Genomic DNA, 20,258 nt, shown 5'->3' with positions numbered 1-20,258 from the left:
GGCCATGCTCGATGCCATCACCCCAAGACTACAAGCGCCAACGGAACTGGCCGCCACCACGCGGGTGCAACGCAACCCGCATACCCAAGGATTTCGGGTGGTAATCGACTACCGATTGCCCCTGAGGAAGGAGGCGGAACTGCGCCTCGTTCCCGAGCACGAGGGAGTGCCCATCGGTGAAACCTGGCTCTATCGCCTCACCCCTTGAGGCCATCGACACCCCCGCGGTGATCGCCCCGGCGATGCCGCCCGAGGCCCCCCTCGCACTGCACGCGCCGGCGCTGCATCGCCGCCCCACGCGCCTGCGACGAAGTGCGAGGCCATGGACTCAACGACTGCGGCTGGCGCTGACCCGCCTGCTCGTGCTTGCCCTGACCCTCGCGCTATGCACCTTCGGTATCCGCGAGGCTCACGGGGTGATCGCCGCCGGCGGCATCACGCCCTTGGAATGGGCCTTCCTGGTGCTGTTCGCCCTCAACTTCAGCTGGGTCGCGCTCACCCTGGCCCAATCGGTGATCGGATTTGCCGTCAGCCGCTCCCGCGACCGTCGAGCGCCGCGCGCTCGCACCTTGCGCACGGCGCTGTTGATTCCGGTCTATCAGGAAGATGCCAACAGCGTCGGCGCGCGGGCCCTCGCCATGGCAGAGGCCATCGCGGCCGCCCCACCCACCTCGCAGGAGGGCGCCGTCGCGATATTCCTCCTGAGTGACACGCGAGACTCCGGTGCGATCCTCACCGAGGAGACAGTCTTTGCCGATGCTGCGCAGCGAGCGCCGCAGGGGTGTCCGCTCTACTACCGACGACGCCGAGACAATCACGAGCGCAAGGCCGGCAATATCGCCGACTGGGTGGCGCGCCAGGGCGCCGCCTGGGACGCGATGGTAATCCTCGACGCGGACAGCCTGATGAGCGCCGACTGCGTCAGTCGCCTCGCGGCGCGCCTCGAGGCTAACCCGGATCTTGGGTTGATTCAGACCCTGCCGGTGGTCGCCGGAGGCCGCACGCTCTTCGCCCGCTTGCAGCAGTTCGCCGGCGCCTGCTACGGCGCCCTGCACGCCCGCGGCCTCGCCGCCTGGCACGGACGCTCGGGCAACTACTGGGGACACAACGCCATCATCCGCATCGAGGCCTTTGCCGAGGCGGCCAGGCTGCCGGTGCTGCCGGGCAATCCGCCCTTCGGCGGCCATCTGCTCAGCCACGACTTCATCGAGGCGGCCTTCCTGCGCCGCGCCGGTTGGGGCGTACGCTTCGATGCGGACCTCGGCGGCAGCTACGAGGAGGCACCTCCCTCCCTGGTGGAGACGATCGTGCGCGATCGACGGTGGTGCCAGGGCAACCTCCAGCACGCACGCGTGCTTGGCGCCCGGGGCCTGCGCACCATGAGCCGCCTGCATCTGCTGCAGGGCATCTACGCTTACCTCAGCGCGCCCGTGTGGTTCGCCCTCATCCTCTGCGGCTTGGGGCTCGCCCTGCAGGTGCAGTTGGTGCCGCCGGACTACTTCGCCGAGCCCTCGTTGTTCCCCACCTGGCCCGTGTTCGACACGGAACGCGCGGTCCAGCTGCTCGGCGTGACCGTGGCGGTGGTGCTCGCGCCGAAGCTGCTGTCCCTGGTCCACCTGCTGCTGCAACCGCGTCGCTGGCGAGCCTTTGCGGGGCCCTTGAACCTGACGGCGAGCGTAGTGTTCGAGACCCTGGCCTCGGCGCTCTACGCCCCCGTCCTGATGGCCGCCCAATGTCGCACGGTGGCCGCCGTGCTGGTCGGCGCGGACAGCGGCTGGAAGCCCCAGCAGCGCGAGGGCGCGCGACTGGCCTTCGTCGATGCCTGCCGTGCGCACTGGTTCGACACCCTCTTGGGGATCTCCCTCGCCGCCACCGCCGCCTGGGTCGAGCGGGATCTGCTCTACTGGCTGGCGCCGCTCACGCTCGGCCTCGTGCTGTCGATCCCCCTGTCGATGGCGAGCGCCAGCACACGACTCGGACGCTTCACGCACTGGCTGGGCCTCGGTCGCGTGCCGAGTGAGTGCCAACCCCACGCCCTCGTCGCGCGGGTTGCCCACTGGCGCGAGCGCCTGCCACAGGCGACACCCGAGCCATCGCCCCTGCGGCGGCTGGCGCTGGACCGCCAGCTCCGGCGCTGGCACTGCGCGCAGCTCCCCGCACCGCCGTCGCAGGTGACCGACTACGAAGAAGCCCTGCTGAGCGCCCTCGCCAAGGCGGATCGCTGCACGGACATCGAGGAGCTCGCCGATTGGCTGGATGGCCCTCAGCTCAAGGCGCTCATCAACTACCGACCCTTCTTCGAGAACTTCGACGCGGATCGTCAGGTGGTCGTGCCGCCGACCGCAGCCTGGCGGCGCTCCGGGGCGATGCTGTAGAAACAGAACCTAACGATTCCACTCGGTTGCGAGCTGCTAGGATTCCTGCTCCGATTGCCGATGGACGCATAGGGTCGCCACGGGACACTCGGTGCACTTGGGGGCACGCGAGGTGCACACGCGCTTGCCGAACTGAATCAGCCAGAAGTGCCCCTCGGCCATCGCCCAGTCAGGGGCACGCGCCTCGAGGGCGCGCGCGGTCTGATCCGCAGTCGCGCCGCGGGCGAGGCCCGTGCGATTGCAGGCGCGGTGCACGTGGGTGTCGACAGCGATCGTGTCCTGCTCGAAGTGGAACTGCAGCACGATGTCGGCGCACTTGCGACCGATCCCCGGCAGGGACATCAGCCCCTCCCGCGTGTCCGGTACCACCCCACCGTGCTCGTCGAGCAGCGCCCTGCAGAACTTGTGAATGTTGCGCGCCTTCATGTTGTATAGCCCACAGGGGCGAATCGCCTGGGCAATCGTGGCTTGGTCCAAGGCGAGCAGCCCTCGGGGCGAGCGCGCCAGGCGGAACAACGCCTTGCTGGCGAGCGCCGTGTTCGCATCGCGGGACTGGGCGGAGAGCATGCAGGAGATACACCCGCGAAAGGCGTCAGGCTGGCCCTTCGGCCCCTTGGCGCCTCGCACCCGGCCGGGCATCGCTTCGGCAATCGCTCGAAAGACTGCCTCTACGTCAGCGCCATCCAACTCACCGCCCATCGCCTGGCGCTTACCCATCGCCCCCCTCTCTCATCGATAATCCTGCGCTCCAGCGGCCGCCCCGTCGTGGGGAACTTACGGCACCGAAAACGGTCTATCCTTCTGTACTAGCCGCTCGGAGAAACGATGTTCTCACGCCGCACGACAGCCCTGTTCGCAAGCACCCTCGGGGCTGCGATCCTCACGCTCAGCGCCGTGGACCTATCCCACGCGCGCGAGGTGTACCGTTGGGTCGACGGCGACGGCATCGTGCACCTGAGCGACACGCCTCCACTCACCAAACGCGCGGAAGCGATCACCGTGCCGGTGGCCACGCCGACCGTGCGCGCGACACCGACCGTGCGCGCGGCACCCGAGCCGGTGACGCAGGCGGTCGTGGCACCAAGCCCGGTGACGCACGTGGTACAGCCAGTCGTGACGCCAATCACCCCACCGCCCACGGTGCGCCGTGACGGCTGGTTCTTCAGCGTCCTACCGGCGGTACCCGTAACGAGACCGAACGACCCGAGCCTTGGCCAGGCGCAGCGACAAGCCTTGGGCCAGCGAGGGCTGAGCGGGCCGAGACGCCCGGTGAGCATCAACTCCAGCATCCACGCCCAGCGCGTGGCCCGCAGCCAAAGCTTACCGTTAGGCGAACGCTAGTCCGCCGGAACACCCTCGCCGAGCGCCCGGGGCAGCAGCGCCGCCAGGGGCACGCGCGCCGAGCGCACCCGCTCCGCTTCCGCGTCAGTCCAGGCGAGGACCAGCTGCTCGCGCCACAGGGCGAGCTGGGGAAACCCGGAGGGCCGCGCGGCCAGGGTCTGCACCAAGGGCAGGATCGGCCCCACCCGTCCATCCTCGCCGACGAAACGCACGCTGATCTGCGCGCGCTGCCCCGCCTCACCATCCGAACCTCGGCCCAACCAGCTCACTAAGGCGCCCGGCACGGTGTTCAGCAACGACACATCCACCCGACCGAGGGGCGAGCGCGCATCGATCGTCACCGCCGGTCCGAAGTGAGCCCCCGCATCCGCTGACCAGGCGACGCTGACGCGCGGCTCATCATCCGCACCGCTGTACCAGGCCACGGCCACGCGATCGCCGTCTGCGTCGATGGCGGGGCCGTTCACGGGGCATCCTCGCACCTGCCAGCGACGCGTTCCCACGGGGCCGCCCACGGTCCATCGCCCATTCACGAGGCGGGCGATGTGGATGTCACGCAGCTCGTCCAGCGTACGGTTTCGGTAGGCCGCCACGGGTCCGGCGCTGCTCACCGTGACGTCGGTCTGGCAGCAGTCGCAGACCAGATCATCCACTTCCACGGCCTGCAGGCGTTCACCGAGCGGCGAGAAGCGCCCGGCCCGCAGGGTCATGCCGCGCGCCTGCGAACGATCGCTCTGCGCCGCACCGTGCTGGTGGTGGTCGCCGCCGGTGTAGCGGCCGTCCAACCAGAGTGCGCCGACCACGCCGTCCCAGGGGAAGAGGCTGACGAAGCCGTGCTCCGTCGCCGTGTCGTCCGTGTGCGCAATGAGTGGCGCCGACCAGGTTTGGCCGGCGTCCTGCGAGAGGCTCAGGAACACGTCGTAGCTGTAACGCCCCCCCGGGCGGCGTTGCAGCCAGTGGGCGGCCCATAGCCCCTGATCGTCGATGGGCACCACCGAGGGGAAGTCCGCCCAGTTGACGAACCAACGTCGTCCGGCGGCCACGGCCGGTCGGGTCTCCCAGCCGGCATCGTCCATCACCGCTTGGCGCAGCACCTTGCCCCCCGCCGGGTCGGGCTCGAGCCAACTGAGCACCAACGTGTCCCCTACGCCTGCAAGGTGCGGCTGCGCGCTCATGGCGCTCGCCGGCGTCGGCAGCAACGCGACGGCGTCGACCGGACCATCATCGCCCGCGGCCAAGGTGATCGTGGCGCAGAGCAGTGCGCTCGCCAGCGAGGGGATGAGCAGCAATCGCAAGTGACTCTCCAGCACGGGTGGGATGGCGAGCATGTCGCATGGTCGGCGCGATTGCGAGCACGCCCGGTAGCCCCCCTGCGCGATGCGATGTCGCCGACTGCAATCCACCCAGGAGCGCCACCTGTTTCGCGCTACCTGCGGCGTAGCGAGCTGCGGCCCCAGCGTGCCGCCCAGGCTACCCCTGGCGCGAGCCGATCGCGGGAAACGAAGATGACAATAATCGTCGCTCCGCTCGATATCCCAGGGTATGCTGATCCCAAAACACCGCCGCATCCTGGCGCGGTGCACGCACCCGCAAACCGGTGAGGAGCCAACATCGTGGACGACACTGTGGTGGGGAGTCAGCTGACGGCCGCGACGCACCTGGTCGGCATCGGTGCGTCCGCCGGCGGGGTCGAGGCGCTCGAGCGTTTCGTGGAGTCCCTGCCGGTGGATACGGGCATGGCCTTCGTGGTGGTCCAGCACCTCGCACCGGACTTCGAGAGCGTCATGGACCAGGTGCTCGGGCGGCGTACGCGCATGCCGATCCACTCGGTGCGTGACGCCCTCACCATCCAGGCCAATCACCTCTACGTGATGCCCGAAGGCTGCGAGCTGCTCACCACCCGCCAGACCCTTCAGCCGGTGCCCATCTCCGCCGACGCCGCGCGCCAACGACCGATCGATCACTTCTTCGTGTCCCTCGCCGAGCAATGGGGCGAAGCGGCGATCGCCGTCGTCCTGTCCGGCACCGGGGATGATGGCGCGGAGGGGGCGAGGGCCGTGCACGACGTCGGAGGCCTGGTCATCGCCCAGACCTCCGACTCCTCGGGCTTCGACAGCATGCCCAACAACACGGTGGCCACCGGCGTGGTCGATCTGGTGCTGGCGCCGGAGCACATCCCCCCGGCTCTCGTGCGCATTCGGGACAAGCAAGAGCTACCCATCCCGGAGCCGAGCGATAACCCGGTGTACGGGGGCGTGTTCGCCCTGCTTCGGCGCGAGTGTGGCCTGGACTTCAACAACTACAAGATCGCCACCGTGGCGCGGCGGATCGAGCGGCGCATGCACGAGGCGCACCTCACCACCATGGAGGAGTTCGTCGACTTCCTCTCCGCCAACCCGGAGGAACTCGATCAGCTCTACCGCGACCTGCTGATCGGCGTCACCGCATTCTTCCGCGACAGCACCGCCTGGTCCTACCTCGAAGAGGAGATCATCCCGCGACTGCTCACCCGTGCGCAGGCACAGGGCGATCTACGCATTTGGACGCCTGGCTGCGCCACCGGCGAAGAGGTCTACAGCCTCGCGATATTGGTCCGTGAGGCCATGGAGGCGCAGCGTATCCAGCTGCCGGTGAAGATCTTCGCCACCGACGTCCATAAGGGGTCGCTGGAGTTTGCCGCGAGCGGCGTCTACAACGAGAATCAGGTGGCCTCCCTACCGCAGGAGCGGCTGGCGCGTCATTTCGCGCGCGTGACCAAGGGCTACCTGGTCAAGCCGGACATTCGCAAGATGGTGGTGTTCGCCCGCCAGGACGTCACCACCGACCCGCCCTTCACCAAGCTCGCCATGGTGGTGTGTCGGAACATGCTGATCTACCTCGACGCCGAGGCCCAGCGGAACGCCCTGGCGATGTTCCACTTCGCCCTACTCAAAGACAGCTTCCTGTTCCTCGGCCCAAGTGAATCCCTAGGCGATCTAGTGAACGACTTCAGCACCGAGAACAACCGTTTCAAGGTGTTCACCAAGCGCACGGAGCGACGCATCGCCAACGCCTCGTTCCGCGTGCCCCCCGTGCGCCGCCCGCCGATGGACGAGCACCGCGCTCCGATGGCACCGAGCTTCTCCCGTGGCGCGGTTGGCGGGCGCCCCGCCAGCTTGATCCGCGCCTACGACGTGCTCATGGAGCAGTACATGCCGGCCTCGGTGTTGGTGAGCGGGTCGGGGGAGATCGCCCACACCTTCGGCGACGCACGCCGATTCCTGCATTCGCAGACCGGCGTGGCCAGCCTATACCTCTCAGAGCTGGTCATCGCGGACCTGCGATTGGCCGTGATCAGCGCTCTGCAAAAGGTCCACAGCACCGGAGAGCCTCTGTCACTGAACGGCATCAAGGTGACCCTTGATGGCGAGCTGAAAAGGATCGACCTCCGCGCACGCCCCCTGCCCCAGCAGGGCCGTGACACGCCAGCCTACATCCTGCTCAGCTTCGAGGAGTCGGCGCGGCCGGAGCCAAGCATCACGCCGATCCAAATGGACTACTCGCACAGCACCGATGACCAGGTACTGGACCTGGAGACGGAGCTTCGCTACACCCGCGAGCACCTGCAGACGGCGGTGGAAGACCTCGAGACCAGCAACGAGGAGCTGCAGGCGACCAACGAAGAGCTGATGGCCGCCAACGAGGAACTGCAGAGCACGAACGAAGAGCTGCACTCGGTGAACGAGGAGCTCTACACGGTGAACCGCGAACACGAAGGCAAGATCAACGAGCTCACCGAGCTCACCTCGGACATGCACAACCTCCTCAAGAGCACGGAGATCGGCACCGTGTTCCTCGACAGCGAGCTGCGCATCCGCAAGTTCACCCCGACCGCCGCCTATCAGTTCAACTTGCTGGAACAGGACATCGGGCGCCCCATCGCCCACCTCGAAAAGCACATCGAATTCGAGGATTTCAACGAGCACCTCGAGCAGGTGCTACGCGACCAGCAGCTCTTCGAGACCGAAGTACGCGACCGCTTTGGGGCCACCCTACTGCTGCGCATGACCCCGTACCGGGACGCTGAGGAGCAGGTGATCGGCGTCGTCGTCACCTTCGTCAGCGTCGAGCGCGTGATGAGCGCGAGCCGCAAGCTGCGCGCCTCTCATGAGGAGCTGCAACGCTTCGCCTACGCCGTCTCTCACGCCCTGCAGGAGCCGGTGCGCATCGTCGGCACCGCCAGCGGCGCCCTACAGCAATCCATGGGCGATCGACTCCTGGATCACGAAGGCGAAATGCTTCGTGCTGCTGGCGAGGCAGCGGATCAGGCGGTGCAGATGATCAAGGGATTGCTGGAGTTCGCCCGCGTGGAGACCCGCGGCACCCCACCCGCCTCTGCCAGCAGCGCAGCCGCCTGCTACGAAGCCATCGAACTCCTGCGCCCCTTGATCGATGCCGACGGCGCCAAAATCGAAATCGACGAGCTCCCCGAAGTGTACGTCGATCGCAGTCAGCTTATCCGGGTCTTCTACCACCTCCTCGACAACGCCGTTCGCTACTCCGCGCGGCCCGCCCGCGTGCAGGTCAGCCACGAGCGCAGCAACGAGATGATCACCCTGCGCATCAAGGATTCGGGTTACGGGATGTCGGAGCGCGAACTCGACCGTGCCTTCGAAGTGTTCGGCCTGATTGCCCCCAACGCCGGCGAAGGGCCTACCGGCGTGGGGGCCGGATTGCCGATCTGCAAACGCATCATCGAGCGCAACGGTGGGCACATCTGGTTGGAGTCGACGGTGGGCAAGGGCACGACCGTGAGCTTCACGCTGCCGCGAGCTGATCTGAGCTAGCAGCGCTCAGGCGTGGTACAGGGTGTCCGCCGGGGGCGAGAACAGATAGCCCTGAAACAGCTCGCAACCCGCATCCTGCAGGAAGTCGAACTGGGCGCGGGTCTCGACGCCCTCCGCCACCACCTCCATGGCCATCTGCTGCGCGAGGGAGATGATCGCTTGGGCGATCGTTCGGTCCGAGGGCTGATCCTCGATGCCCTGCACGAAAGAACCATCGATCTTCAGGCGATTGATCGGGAAGCGCTTGAGCAGCACGAGGGACGAGTAGCCGGTGCCGAAATCGTCCACCGCGATGCTCACGCCCATTGCCCGCAAGCGATCGAGCACGCCGACCACCGTGGACGGCTCTGACATCACGGCTGTCTCGGTGATCTCCAACTCCAGGTAGTCGGCGGGATGGCCCGTCTCATCGAGCACGCTCTGCACGGCCTCGACCAGATTGCCGGCAGCCAGCTGCAGGGGTGAGACGTTTACGGCGATGCGGGCCATCGGCGTCTTGCCGTCGCCGTTGCGCATGTTCTGGCGACAGGCCTCGCGCAATACCCACAAGCCCAGCTCACCGATGAACCCGGCCTCCTCCGCGAGGGGCACGAAGTCGTTCGGCAGCAGGGTGCCGCGCTGCGGGTGCTCCCAGCGCACGAGCGCTTCGTGCCCCGCGACGGTGGCACCGTCCGAGCGGAACTGGGGCTGGAACACCACCCGGAACTGCTCCTCGTTGAGCGCCGAGTAGAGTTGGGTCTCGAGCTCGTGGCGATCGCCAAGCTCGTCGTCCGCCGCCTTGAACAGATGGTGCGTAGCGCCGCCGGCCGCCTTCGCCGCGTACATGGCCACATCGGCGCGGCGAATGATCTCCCCCGCCTCCAGATCGTTACCCCGAAACATCGCGATCCCGATGCTGGGGGTGACCCGCACAGTCTGCCCGTTGAGCGCCACGGGGCGCTCGAAGCTGGCCAGCAGTTTGCGCGCGACGTTCTCCGCGTTCTCGTGATTGACGATGTTCTCGAGGAGGATGGTGAACTCATCACCGCCGAAGCGGGCACCGGTGTCTTCCGCACGGGTGGTCTCGCGCAGGCGCTGAGCCATCTGCTTGAGCAGCGTATCCCCAGCCTCGTGCCCGAGGCAGTCATTGATCACCTTGAACCGGTCGAGATCAAAGAAAATTACCGCCCCTATCAAATTCTCTCGGCTAGCCCGATTGATCGCATGCTCAAGGCGATCCGTGAATAGGAGGCGATTAGGTAACCCGGTCAAAGCATCGTGGTGCGCCAGGGTCTCCATGTGATCGCGGGTCTGCACCAGGCGCTCTTGCGTGCGCTTCAACTCGGAGATGTTGATCAGCGCAGACTGGCAGTGGGTGGGCGTGCCGGACTCGTGGGGGATCGGGATGCTCGACATGAGCACGTGCTGCCAACCGTGGACGGGCGAGCTCAGTTCGAGTTCGATCTCCCGCTGCCCCTCCTCCAGCACATGACGAATGTGGGTGGCAAAGGCACGCCTGCCCGCAGTGGAGAAGAACAGCAAGCCGGGCTTACCGATCACCCGATCGGCGCTCTGCCCGAGAATCTCGAGGGCGCGATCGTTGGCGTCACTCACGACGCCGAAGCGGTCGAAGCACAGGTAGGCGACAGGCGAGTTCTGGAACATGAAGCGATACCACTCGCGCGACGTTTCGAGCTCGTCACGGACGCGGCACATCTCCAGGTACTGCTGCTGCAACTCGGCGATATAACTTTGCAGGGTGTCGCTATCGGTTGCCGAGGGTCGATAGGTACTGGATCCGGGGGTCATCCACTTACTCCGGTCCGGCGGGTACGCGCGAGTGCGACGAACCCGACCCGACAACTCGCCCAGTTAACAGAATCCACACGACGAATGTATTGATAGCAATCCACCGACGGCGTGATGTAGATCACGTTTCTCGCTGACTTGTTGCAAGGCGCTACAAATCTAGCCATTCGGCAATCGGGCGAGCAATGGGGTGATCACCTCGGTCAAGCGCGTCGCACTGAGGCCGCGTTTGTCGAGCAACGCGCACACAGGTCCGGCGCCGTCGACCGCATCCTGCATTTCGAGAGTGGGAAGGCCTGTGATGAGAACGACGGGCCCGACGAAGCCTGCGTTCGTCAGCTCGGCAAGGCTCTCCTCGTAGTCCTCGTGGGGTGGCACCCGATTGTCGAGGAAGATGATGTCCGGCATGCGCGCTCGTAAGACTCTCAGACCAGCCTCCACGCTTTCGGCAACGTCCAGGGTGAGGTCTTCACGGTTCATGGCGTTGAAGTGCGTGGCGAAGACGGTGCGGTCGAATCGACCGTCTTCGATGTAGAGCGCTGCGGCGGTCATCACGAGTCACTCTAGCCGTTGGACGGTAGGCACTGCGAAAGCGCCCCAGGGCGGGCGGCAAAACGAGCGATGGTGCGGCAGCATTTGCCTGGCGCTGGCGGGTTCGCTCGGCCAACAACCCTCGCGCAGACCGGTGCCGTGATCAACTCACCTCAAGCCACCTGGGGTGACTTCATTAGCGCCCAGTAAGCCGTCTGCACTCGCTCGTCGATGGAGAGGGGGACGGGCTGCGCTGGCAGGAACAGGCGCACCGCGCCCAGGGGCATGCCGACCACGGCGAGCTGGCAAGTCATCAGGTCCACCTGCGTGCGCTGGGAGAACCGCTTCAACGCCCCCGCCCCACGACGATTGGCCAAGTCGATGCGCTCGCGCAGGGCCGGCGGCGTCTTCTCACCCACAAACTCCGAGGCGCGACAGCACGCGAGCACGACACCGCGGGCCGGGTGATGGCGGCAGAAGGCGGGTGTGAGCATGGCCGCGCGGGCGCCCGCCTCCACGCCACCGTGCTCGATCAGGTCGGCGAACTGGTTCTGAAACGCCTCCAGCGCATCCAACCAGGCATGGGCCAGCAAGCCTTCGCGGGAGCGGTAGCGGTGATAGAGCGAGCCCATGGAGAACCCGGTGCCCTCGACCACGCCCTGCAGCGTGACCGCGCCTGCCTTGGCGAGGGTGGCGCCGACGTAGCGAAAGACGGCGGCTTCATCCAGCGTTGACTTCCTGCCCACGAGATTCTCAAGTCGTGTGTTCTAGTATATTTTATCGCCTATATGTGACTGATCAAGCTCCGTTTCTGAACTCTACCCAGCCGGCGGCAGGGGGACTTTGAAGGCGGCGCTCTCGCCGTGCACCTTGTCGTGTGCCACCACCGTCACCTCGGCGATCCCCGCGGGCACCTTCACGCCGCTCAAGGACCGAGTGAACGGTTGCTCGTCCACGTGAGGGTGCGCCAGCACTCGTCGCCCGAACACTTCGCCGTCCGGACCGCGCACTTCCCACGCATCCGCGTAGTGGGCCCATCCCTCATCCTGATGGCGCAAGGTCACGGCGAAGCGATAGCGGCCCCCCTGCTGATGCTGCACGTCCACCGCCACCACCTCGACCTCTCCCGCCTCTGCCGCGGGCCCCGTGATGAGGCCAAAAAACACACCAAGCAGCAGAAAAAACGCCGCCACAGGCACTCGTTGTTGCACCATCGATACGCCTCCCTCCGACACGCCACAGCCATATGTGTTTGCGCGCAAATTAAATGAAATGCTGCCAATCCGCGAACGGTGTAAGCTCACCTCTGGCAAGCCGATCGGTAAAGAATCGGACCAAACGTTGTGCCGTCGCAACAGCTCAACACGGAGGAGTCTCCCCAATGAAGCTATCCACCGCCCGCCGCCTGGCAGCGCCCCTCATTTCAACGCTTGTCGCCGCGCTCGCGCTCGGCTCGACCGCTCACGCGTCCTACTCACCGGCGCTGCCCGACGGGGGCAAGATCCCGCTGAGTAGCGTGGTGGAGCGACCTAAGAACATGAGATGGGCCAACGGCGTGGCCTCGATCAACTGTCAGGTCCTGGTCACCAGCAAGGGCAAGGCCGCCGGTTCCAAGTGCGGCCTCGCGGAGGGCGCCAAGGGGAGCACCTCCGAGAGCGTGCTCGGCGCCACCTACGCGGGCCTGCGCCGCGCCAAGTTCAAGCCTGCCGAGGAGAACGGCAAGCCGGTCGACGTGGTCATGAGCGTGCGCGTGAGGGTTCGCTGCGTGGGCGACCGCTGCGAGACCAAGGCCTACCCGAACCTCGGCCTGTACTCCAAGGAACATGGCGACAACTACATCGCCCCCCAGGAGATCCTGACCAGTCGAGAGACCTGGTACGAGCGCATGCTCGACACGGATGCCTGCGCCAACGGGCGCGAGCCGCGCGAAGCATGCGTGGACGATGGCGCCTTCCGCCTGGTGGTCTACGTGGACGTGGACGATACGGGCGCACCCACCAACGCCCGTAGCCGCGCCAACCCCCTGACCGGCGATAAGGACATGCTCATGGACAAGGCCCACGAGTCCGTAGAAGCGTCGCGCTTCATCCCCGGCGAGGTCGACGGTGAGCCGAAGAACATGACCGTGCTCAGCTCCTCCCTGCACTACTCCAACAACAAGCGCATTCCGAAGACGATCTGCGTGGACAACTCGGAGCTCGGCTCGCGCCTGGCGAAGAAGCGCTGCTACAACGCTCAGGAGCATGCGCGGGTGAAGCCCGGCCTGCAGATCTACAGCTGGTTGCCCATGACCACCGGCGGCGGCGGCCTGGTCTCGGCGGGGAGCTGAGCCGCCTCAGCGACGCCTCGAGCGCGGCGCGGGCCGAGGCAGGCGCGCGCCACTCACCCCACGGGCGCGCATGGCGGCGTGGAAGCCCACGCTGATGATCTGTTTCTCGGCGATCTGGAGCAGGTGCTCCAGATCGTCGTACTCCACCGGCTCGTACACCCAGGGGTAGCGCCGGAAGTGCTCGAACATGGAGTACAGCGGCTGCCCCTTCGCGAGCAGGGGAATCACCGGCACAGACGGCAGGAACGGCACGATGTGGCTGAGCTCCTGCGGCACGCTGCGCGCACCCGTGAGATCGGCGATCACGAAGCAGGCCATGTGCGCCAGGCCAGTGATCGTCTCCGTTAGGTCTCGGCCGATCGGCTGGGCAAAATCGAACACCACCGGCACGAAGTTGCGCTCCAGCAGGTGATCGCGAAGGCCCTGCAACACGTGGGCGTTGGGCCCGGTGAACCGCCCCAGCAGCAGGATAGTGCGGTGGCTGGCCGTGTTGATCACATCGGCGATCTTGCGGTTCTCGCGCAGCAGAAACAGGTACTGGGCCGTCTCGAGATCATCCACGGTGGTCGCCACCTCACCTTCTCGCTCGCGAATGATGAGGCCGCGCTGATTCGATGGCTCCCCGCGCAGGGCCCAGGCGCCAACGCCGTAGACCTCGGCCTCGGCGAAGATCGCCTCGTCCACGTTCGCCCCCGCCATGCTCGTAAAGCGCATGACAGCCTTGGTGAAGTCCGCTCGACGCAGGTCCGCCCGACGCAGGCTCGAGGCGCGCAGGTCCGCCTTGCGCAAGGTGGCGTCGGCGAAGCGCGCCTCGCTGAACCGGGTGAAGCGCGCCCGACAACCATCGAGATTTGCGCCCTCCAGCCGCGTACGGCGCAGGTTGGACTGGGAGAGATCCGCACCGCGCAGGTCCACGGCGGTGAGATCGAGGCTGCTCAGATCGCGCCCCGTGAGCGGTAACTGCCGAAGATCAGGCGTTGGCGCGTTGGGGTTTTCCTTGCGCCACGTGCGCCATGCGCGCTTGCCGGCGAGCAAGGCCCGCCCCGCCTGCGTGATCACCGTGCGTTTGCGCGGTCCGCTCATTCGTCCCTCCGTGCGTGCCGGCTATCCCGCTGCCAGCGCATGCAGTGGTCAGGGTACCCAGCGCGCTCGATCGCGGCAAAGCTGGGCAGCGCTTACGGGTACAATGCGCGATCACCAGCCGCATCTACGAGACGCCGCCATGCACATCTGGGTTGATGCCGACGCATGCCCTGGGGTCATCAAGGAGATCCTGTTCCGGGCCGCCGCGCGCACGGGTGTGCCGCTGACGCTCGTCGCCAACCAGGCGCTCAGCGTCCCGCGCGCAGCGAACGTCACCATGCTGCAGGTGCCTAAGGGGTTCGATGCCGCCGATCACGAAATCGTGCGCCGCGTGAACGCCGGGGACCTGGTGATCACCGCCGACATCCCCCTCGCCGCCGAGACCATCGACAAGCAGGCCCAGGCCCTCAACCCCCGCGGCGAGCTCTACACGCGCGAGAACGTACGCGCCGCCCTCAACATGCGTGACTTCATGGATACGATGCGCTCGAGCGGGGTGGAGATGGGGGGAGGCCCGAGCGCGTTCGGCCAACGCGAGAAGCAAGCCTTCGCCAACGCCCTGGATCGCCTCCTGGCGCAGCACGGCTAGGGCCAGAGCTAGTGATTACGCTCCGTTGACGAACGCTCTGGCGCACCAAGCTCGACGTGGCGTAGGACGCCGCCCTGGATCAGGGCGTCGGTTTGTGCCCGCACCTGCTTGACAGTCACGTTAGCTGCTGAAGCCTCATCGCCCGCGAGCAACCCGTGCACCCGGTTGCGCCCGGCGTGCTTGGCCATATAGAGGGCGACATCTGCCACCTCGATCGTACGCTCCCAGGTGAAAGTGTTCTCAGCGAGGGGCATGAACGGATAGCACGCGAAGCCGATCGAGCAGGTGACGCGCAAGGGCTCATCGCCGTGGCTCAGCAGATCGAAGGGATGATCGGCCACCGCCTGACACAGCCGTTGCAGGGTGCGCTGGGCATCGCCGGGCAACACGTCGCGCAGCACGATCACAAACTCCTCCCCGCCCCAGCGCACGACGTAGTCACTCTCGCGCACCAACGCACTCACCAGGGCGGCGAACTCACGCAACACCTGGTCGCCGGCACCGTGGCCGTGCTGGTCGTTCAAGGCCTTGAAGTGATCGAGGTCTACCAACGCGAACACGGTGACCAGCTCGCTGTCTCCCGTGGCCTGCAGCTTGCGCTCCAGCACGGACAGATCGATGGGCAGCTGATCGTCGAGGTAACGGCGATTCCACAGGCCCGTCAGGGGATCGGTGCTCGAGGCGCTCTCCAAGCGCCGGCTGTATTCGCGCAGGTGACGGTTGGCCTCCTGCAGTTCCTGGGTGCGCGCCTGCACCAAGGCCCGCAGGCGGGCACGCTGGCGTCGCTGGCCCTCCAGCAGCAGGCGGAACCCGAGCCAGATCAAGCCGAGCACGGCAAACACCAGGGAGGCCCGGAACCATCTGGTCTCATAGAACTGCGGCAGCACGTGCACCTCGACGGCGGCCGGCTGCTCTCTCCACACCCCCGCGTTGTTGGCTGCCGTCACCTCGAAGGTGTAGCGCCCCGGCGGCAGGTTGGTGTAGAAGGCCGTGCGCAGTGCCTTATCCCCAGGGCGCCGCCACTCGCTGTCGAAGCCTCGCATGCGGTAGCGGAAGCGAACGCTCTGAGGTGACGCGAAGCTCAAGCCGGTGAAGCGCAGCGATAGGTTGCGATTACCGGGTGCGAGCACCACGGCGCCGGCCCGGGAGAAATCCTGCCAGCCCTCGCCCGCATCGACCTGCTCCACCACCACCTCGGGCTGGTGCGGGTTGCTTTGCACGCGCTCGCTGTCCACGGCGATGACCCCGTCGCGGGTGGGCAGCCAGAGCACGCCGTCGCCGAACACGCCCTTGGCACGCCCCGCGCCGTTGCAACAGTAGGCCTTGTCCGAGCCGAGCACATCACCGCGCTCGGTGAGGAGCATCTGACCTTGAAGGCTGGTGATGGCGCCGCGCTCGTAGGCGGAGAACTGGGCGAAGGGGATGCGATACAGACCGCGCAGGCCCGCCAGCCACAGAAAACGCGACTGATCCCGAGCAGCGAAGAACGGCGTAAGCTCCGGCAGTCCGTCCTCCATGCCGTAGCGGTACCACTCGCCCTCGCGGCGCAGGTAGACGTGAGAGGAGAGTGACCCGACGACCAGGGTGCCGTCGGTCAGTTCGCTGATGGAGGTGATGTCCTCGCTGAGCGGGATCAGCTCGCCCGCAACCTGCTCGAAGCGCCCATCACTCAGCTGGAACAACCCCTGCTGAGACCCCACCAGGAGTTCACCGCGCCCAGACAGGTGCACCACACGCACCGAGGGATTCGGCAGGCCCGCCTCGCGCCCGTAGCATGAGAGCTCCGTCCCCACGTAGGAACAAACGCCCTTGCTACTGGCAATCCACAAGGGCCCCTCAGGGTCGCGGAGAATGCCGCTGATCTTCGCGTCGACCAGGTACTGCGTGCCTCCGGGAATGCTCACCTCGCCCGCTTGCAGCACCGCGACACCACCCCCGTTGGTGCCCAGCCACACCCGCTCGTCCTCGGGGAACAGCGTGTAGATCTCCGGGTGCGGTAGCGCTTGAGGCGCAGCGATCAGTTCGTAGCGATCGTCGGCGAAGTGGTAGAGGCCCTGCAGGGCGCCCACCCACAGGGCATCGCTGCGACGCGGATCGGCGGCGACGGACCAGATGCCGCGCTCCACCAACCCGTGGCGCTCGCTGAAGCGCTTGGTCAGCCCGTTGCGCACGCGGACGACGCTCAGGGTGTGATCCCCCAGCCACAGGCTGCCTTCGTGATCCTCAGTGAACGCGCGAATGGCCGGGTAGGTGGGCGCGCCCGGGGAGTCTGCGACGAGGGCGCCCTGGAAGAAGCGCAACAGATGCTCGTCCGTGGCCACCCAGAGCATGCCGTCGCCATCCACGTGCATCGCCGTCACCGGATTGGTGATCGCCCGCTCGGCGCCGAAGACCTGGCGCCACTCGCCGCCGTCCAGGCGGAGGACGCCGCGGTTGGTGCCCGCCCAAACCGCCCCTTCGTAGTGGCGCAGTCTCGAGACCGTAGCGGTGGCGAAAGCCTGCGGTAGGGGCGGCGTCGCTGCGGCGGGCGCATCGCCATCCACCCGCCAGACCCGGCCGACGCCACCGACCCACACCTCGGCGCCGCGGGTCATCACCGCGTGCACGGGTTCCCTGGCCTCACTCCAAGGCTGCAGCTGCTCTCCCGCCGTGCGCAGCAACCCGAGATCGGTCGCCACCAGCAGCGTGCCGTCGTCCCGCTCGGCGATCTCGCGCGCGTCGAAGGCGACGCTCTCGCTGGCATTCGGAAGTGTTAGGTGAAGCGCCCGAAAGGTCTGATCGTGGTAAACCGACACGCCCCGGTACGTGGCCACCCACAGGCGACCGCGACGATCCCGGTGGAGATCACGGATGATCGCCCCCGTGAGCTCGGGCGCCGACTGCGGGGTGAAGCTGCGAAAGCGCACACCATCGAAGCGCGCCAAGCCACCACGCGTGCCCACCCAGAGGTAACCGCGCTCGCCCTGGGCCAGGGCCGTGACCTGGGTCTGCGGCAGCCCGTCCTGCAAGCCCCAGGTGTCCGTGAAGTAGTGGTGGATCTGCTTGTCCGGGTCCAGGGCATGGACAGCCGCGGGGAGTAGCAATGCGCCGAGCAGCGCCAACAGCGCAGCGTGACAACGCCGCGGCCGCAAGGCGCACGAACTCGCAAAACGTGGCAGGGACCCGGTCAAAGGCAAGGGCTGGTTCCTTCAGCGGAGAGGCCGATCGGAGCCCTGGATTGTAGCCACCACGATCGCGCCCATGCGGTGGCGCGAGCCACGCTTTGCCCTGTCAAGGTCAGGAATTTGTGACCCATCCGACGATCGGTCATCGACGCGGGACACACTTCCCAAGAACCGATCGTTATGTTGAGAGATTGGGATTCGGATCCCACGCCAAGGCGTTTACCCCTGCGTACTACCTTGGATTTTCATTAGGCACGCGGGGCGAACGCACGACATACGCGACGGCTAATCGTCCTCCGATCCCGGCAGGGCGATCTGCGGGTACTCGCCGCCGGCCGCTTCCGCCGCGTCGACCTCCCAGCCACCGATCAGTAGGTAGGTCGAGCGACGAGGCACCTCGATGGAGAAACGTCCGTCATCATCGGCTGTCGTGGTGGTGAGACGCTTCGGCTCGGAGAAGGGCCTGGGCGCCTGGCGCATCACCTCCACCCGCACGCGCTCGATCGGCACGCCCGACCCGTCGACGACGGTGCCGCTGTAGGTGTGGACGCTGCTGCAGGCGGCACCGCCCGTAAGCACGACCAAGGTGGTGAGCATCACTCGAAGCTGTCGCATCCTCATCCTTCCTGTTCGCTCGACGCCTGCACGAGCCTGCCAAGATCGGCAGGGGCGCAGCAACCGACCCGCTAGCGTTTCCGACCTCTTGGCCGTCCTACGCGACGGGCTGACCAACGTCCTCGGGCACAGGCTGCGCCAGGGAAAACAGTGCACGAACATCGACATGCCGCTCCAAGGCATCCGCCAACTCGTCGAGCGCCGCCTCCACGCTGGCGTCGAAGGCCAAGGCCGATCCGGCCCCCGCCCGGCGGGTCTCCAACCATGCCCGGCGGAACTCGTCGCCGTGAAACATGCCGTGCAGGTAGGTGCCCTCCACCCGCCCATCGCCACTGCGCTCACCCTCGAGGACACCGTTCAGCCTAAGCAAGGGATCGCCGCTCCTCTGCCCTACCCTGACCCCCGAGTGAATCTCGTAACCCGTCACCGGCGCGCCGCTGCGCAGGCACTGGCCCTGCGCCTGGCGCACCTGCTTTTCCTTCGCCATCCGCGTCACGAACGGCAGCAGACCCAGCCCCTCGATTCCCCCCGGATCGCCGTCTACGCCCGCCTCATCGACGATTCGCCCACCCAGCATCTGCAAGCCACCGCAAATGCCCGTGACCCAGCCGCCCCGCTGCGCGTGAAGGCGAATCTGCTCGGCCCACCCCTGCTCGTGCAGCATGCGCATGTCCGCGAGGGTCGATTTCGTTCCGAGCAAGAGCACCACATCGGTCTGCGCCGGCAGCGCACGGCCCGGCGCCACCCACTCAACCGAAACGTTAGGCTCCGCCCGCAGGGGATCGAGGTCGTCCACGTTGGCGATGCGCGAGGTCAGCGGCACGGCGATGCGCAGGGGCTCGAGGCCGGGCGCAGCCGCCAACCCAGGCACCGCCGGCGGCGACTGGAGGTCCATCGCGTCCTCCGCGGGCAGACGTGCCACGCAATCGAGCCAGGGGATCACGCCGAGGCTGGCCCATCCCGTTCGCTCGCGGATGAAGGTGAGACCATCGTCGAACAGAGCGCGATCACCGCGAAAGCGGTTGATGAGGAAGGCCCGGATCATGGCTGCGTCGTCAGCGGCCAGCACCGCTTGCGTGCCCACCAGCGAGGCGATAACGCCGCCGCGATCGATGTCGGCCAGCATGACCACCGGCACCTGGGCGGCGGTCGCAAAGCCCATGTTGGCGATGTCGCCCGCGCGCAGGTTGACCTCCGCCGGACTGCCAGCCCCTTCGACGATGATCAGCTCGTGGCGAGTGGCCAGCTCGGCGAAGCTGCCGAGCACCGCTTGCAGCAAGTGCTCGCGCCGCTCGCGGTAGGCGCTCGCCTGCAACTGCCCGGCCACCTGTCCGCGCACGATCAAGCGCGCGCCGCAGTCGCTCTCGGGTTTGATCAGCACCGGATTGTGATGAACGCTCGGCGAGATGCCGCAAGCGCGGGCCTGGAGCGCCTGCGCCCGACCGATCTCACCGCCATCGGCACAGACGGCCGCGTTGTTGGACATGTTCTGCGCCTTGAACGGCGCCACGCTCAGGCCTCGGCGCTTGGCGACCCGGCAGAGGCCGGCCACGATCACCGACTTGCCGACGTTGGAGCCGGTGCCCTGAATCATGATGGCGCGGGTGGACATGGCTG

General features: G+C 66.8%; 16 protein-coding genes. 6 read left to right on the top strand and 10 right to left on the bottom strand.

What is annotated here, in order from left to right; all coding sequences use genetic code 11:
- Positions 1-208, top strand: a 208-nt coding sequence (locus AAF184_12485) for a glucan biosynthesis protein (GenBank protein ID MEO0423150.1), incomplete at its 5' end; no start/stop codon positions are given.
- Positions 177-2,375, top strand: coding sequence for a glucans biosynthesis glucosyltransferase MdoH (gene mdoH / locus AAF184_12480; GenBank protein MEO0423149.1), 2,199 nt, complete (start codon positions 177-179; stop codon positions 2,373-2,375). The genes AAF184_12485 and mdoH, both read left to right, overlap by 32 nt.
- A gap of 36 nt (positions 2,376-2,411) precedes the next feature.
- Here mdoH and nth read toward each other — a convergent pair whose 3' ends face one another.
- Complete coding sequence (nth, locus tag AAF184_12475; protein ID MEO0423148.1) at positions 2,412-3,092, bottom strand: endonuclease III; 681 nt, start codon at positions 3,090-3,092, stop codon at positions 2,412-2,414.
- A gap of 108 nt (positions 3,093-3,200) precedes the next feature.
- Here nth and AAF184_12470 point away from each other — a divergent pair, with 108 nt between their 5' ends.
- On the top strand, positions 3,201-3,716 hold the full coding sequence (locus AAF184_12470; protein ID MEO0423147.1) for a DUF4124 domain-containing protein: 516 nt from the start codon (positions 3,201-3,203) through the stop codon (positions 3,714-3,716).
- Here AAF184_12470 and AAF184_12465 read toward each other — a convergent pair.
- Positions 3,713-5,044: an exo-alpha-sialidase gene (locus tag AAF184_12465; GenBank protein MEO0423146.1), complete on the bottom strand. Its 1,332-nt coding sequence runs from the start codon at positions 5,042-5,044 to the stop codon at positions 3,713-3,715. The two genes, AAF184_12470 and AAF184_12465, sit on opposite strands and share 4 nt — an antisense overlap.
- Before the next feature lie 285 nt (positions 5,045-5,329).
- Here AAF184_12465 and AAF184_12460 point away from each other — a divergent pair, with 285 nt between their 5' ends.
- Positions 5,330-8,542, top strand: a complete 3,213-nt coding sequence (locus AAF184_12460) for a chemotaxis protein CheB (protein MEO0423145.1) — start codon at positions 5,330-5,332, stop codon at positions 8,540-8,542.
- 6 nt (positions 8,543-8,548) lie between these two features.
- Here the strand turns inward: AAF184_12460 and AAF184_12455 are convergent, their stop codons facing one another.
- From AAF184_12455 to AAF184_12440, 4 genes are all read right to left on the bottom strand, one after another.
- Positions 8,549-10,330 carry an EAL domain-containing protein gene (locus tag AAF184_12455; GenBank protein MEO0423144.1) on the bottom strand — a complete coding sequence of 594 codons (1,782 nt, stop codon included), beginning with the start codon at positions 10,328-10,330 and terminating at the stop codon, positions 8,549-8,551.
- Between the two features lie 159 nt (positions 10,331-10,489).
- Positions 10,490-10,882, bottom strand: coding sequence for a hypothetical protein (locus AAF184_12450; GenBank protein MEO0423143.1), 393 nt, complete (start codon positions 10,880-10,882; stop codon positions 10,490-10,492).
- A gap of 152 nt (positions 10,883-11,034) precedes the next feature.
- Positions 11,035-11,607: a hypothetical protein gene (locus tag AAF184_12445; protein ID MEO0423142.1), complete on the bottom strand. Its 573-nt coding sequence runs from the start codon at positions 11,605-11,607 to the stop codon at positions 11,035-11,037.
- 72 nt (positions 11,608-11,679) lie between these two features.
- Positions 11,680-12,075, bottom strand: a complete 396-nt coding sequence (locus AAF184_12440) for a hypothetical protein (GenBank protein MEO0423141.1) — start codon at positions 12,073-12,075, stop codon at positions 11,680-11,682.
- A gap of 167 nt (positions 12,076-12,242) precedes the next feature.
- Between AAF184_12440 and AAF184_12435 the strand changes: the two genes are divergently transcribed.
- On the top strand, positions 12,243-13,190 hold the full coding sequence (locus tag AAF184_12435) for a hypothetical protein (protein MEO0423140.1): 948 nt from the start codon (positions 12,243-12,245) through the stop codon (positions 13,188-13,190).
- A gap of 6 nt (positions 13,191-13,196) precedes the next feature.
- On the opposite strand, the gene AAF184_12430 is transcribed toward AAF184_12435, so the two are convergent.
- The gene (locus AAF184_12430; protein ID MEO0423139.1) at positions 13,197-14,273 is read right to left on the bottom strand and encodes a pentapeptide repeat-containing protein; all 1,077 of its coding nucleotides are present in this window, start codon (positions 14,271-14,273) and stop codon (positions 13,197-13,199) included.
- A 139-nt stretch (positions 14,274-14,412) separates the two neighbouring features.
- Between AAF184_12430 and AAF184_12425 the strand changes: the two genes are divergently transcribed.
- On the top strand, positions 14,413-14,862 hold the full coding sequence (locus AAF184_12425) for a YaiI/YqxD family protein (protein MEO0423138.1): 450 nt from the start codon (positions 14,413-14,415) through the stop codon (positions 14,860-14,862).
- Positions 14,863-14,870: 8 nt separating this feature from the next.
- Here AAF184_12425 and AAF184_12420 read toward each other — a convergent pair whose 3' ends face one another.
- The 3 genes from AAF184_12420 to AAF184_12410 form a co-directional block, all read right to left on the bottom strand.
- Positions 14,871-17,963, bottom strand: coding sequence for a diguanylate cyclase (locus AAF184_12420; GenBank protein ID MEO0423137.1), 3,093 nt, complete (start codon positions 17,961-17,963; stop codon positions 14,871-14,873).
- A 348-nt stretch (positions 17,964-18,311) separates the two neighbouring features.
- Positions 18,312-18,641 (bottom strand): carboxypeptidase-like regulatory domain-containing protein, encoded by a 330-nt coding sequence (locus AAF184_12415; protein ID MEO0423136.1) that lies wholly within the window; start codon positions 18,639-18,641, stop codon positions 18,312-18,314.
- 97 nt (positions 18,642-18,738) lie between these two features.
- A complete protein-coding gene (locus AAF184_12410) occupies positions 18,739-20,253 on the bottom strand; it encodes a cobyric acid synthase (protein MEO0423135.1) in 1,515 nt (504 codons plus the stop codon).
- Between the last annotated feature and the right edge of the window lie 5 nt (positions 20,254-20,258).

The organism is Pseudomonadota bacterium (assembly GCA_039815145.1).
In the GTDB taxonomy this organism is placed as follows: domain Bacteria; phylum Pseudomonadota; class Gammaproteobacteria; order Steroidobacterales; family JBCBZW01; genus JBCBZW01.
Note: the sequence above shows the minus strand (reverse complement) of the source record. Positions and strands in the feature narration are given on the sequence as shown.

Bases quoted from the DNA above. Each gene is read 5' to 3' on its own strand.
- nth (MEO0423148.1), bottom strand. From the start codon at position 3,092: ATGGGTAAGCGCCAGGCGATGGGCGGTGAGTTGGATGGCGCTGACGTA.
- AAF184_12470 (MEO0423147.1), top strand. From the start codon at position 3,201: ATGTTCTCACGCCGCACGACAGCCCTGTTCGCAAGCACCCTCGGGGCT.
- AAF184_12465 (MEO0423146.1), bottom strand. From the start codon at position 5,044: ATGCTCGCCATCCCACCCGTGCTGGAGAGTCACTTGCGATTGCTGCTC.
- AAF184_12455 (MEO0423144.1), bottom strand. From the start codon at position 10,330: ATGACCCCCGGATCCAGTACCTATCGACCCTCGGCAACCGATAGCGAC.
- AAF184_12450 (MEO0423143.1), bottom strand. From the start codon at position 10,882: ATGACCGCCGCAGCGCTCTACATCGAAGACGGTCGATTCGACCGCACC.
- AAF184_12440 (MEO0423141.1), bottom strand. From the start codon at position 12,075: ATGGTGCAACAACGAGTGCCTGTGGCGGCGTTTTTTCTGCTGCTTGGT.
- AAF184_12435 (MEO0423140.1), top strand. From the start codon at position 12,243: ATGAAGCTATCCACCGCCCGCCGCCTGGCAGCGCCCCTCATTTCAACG.
- AAF184_12430 (MEO0423139.1), bottom strand. From the start codon at position 14,273: ATGAGCGGACCGCGCAAACGCACGGTGATCACGCAGGCGGGGCGGGCC.
- AAF184_12425 (MEO0423138.1), top strand. From the start codon at position 14,413: ATGCACATCTGGGTTGATGCCGACGCATGCCCTGGGGTCATCAAGGAG.
- AAF184_12415 (MEO0423136.1), bottom strand. From the start codon at position 18,641: ATGCGACAGCTTCGAGTGATGCTCACCACCTTGGTCGTGCTTACGGGC.
- AAF184_12410 (MEO0423135.1), bottom strand. From the start codon at position 20,253: ATGTCCACCCGCGCCATCATGATTCAGGGCACCGGCTCCAACGTCGGC.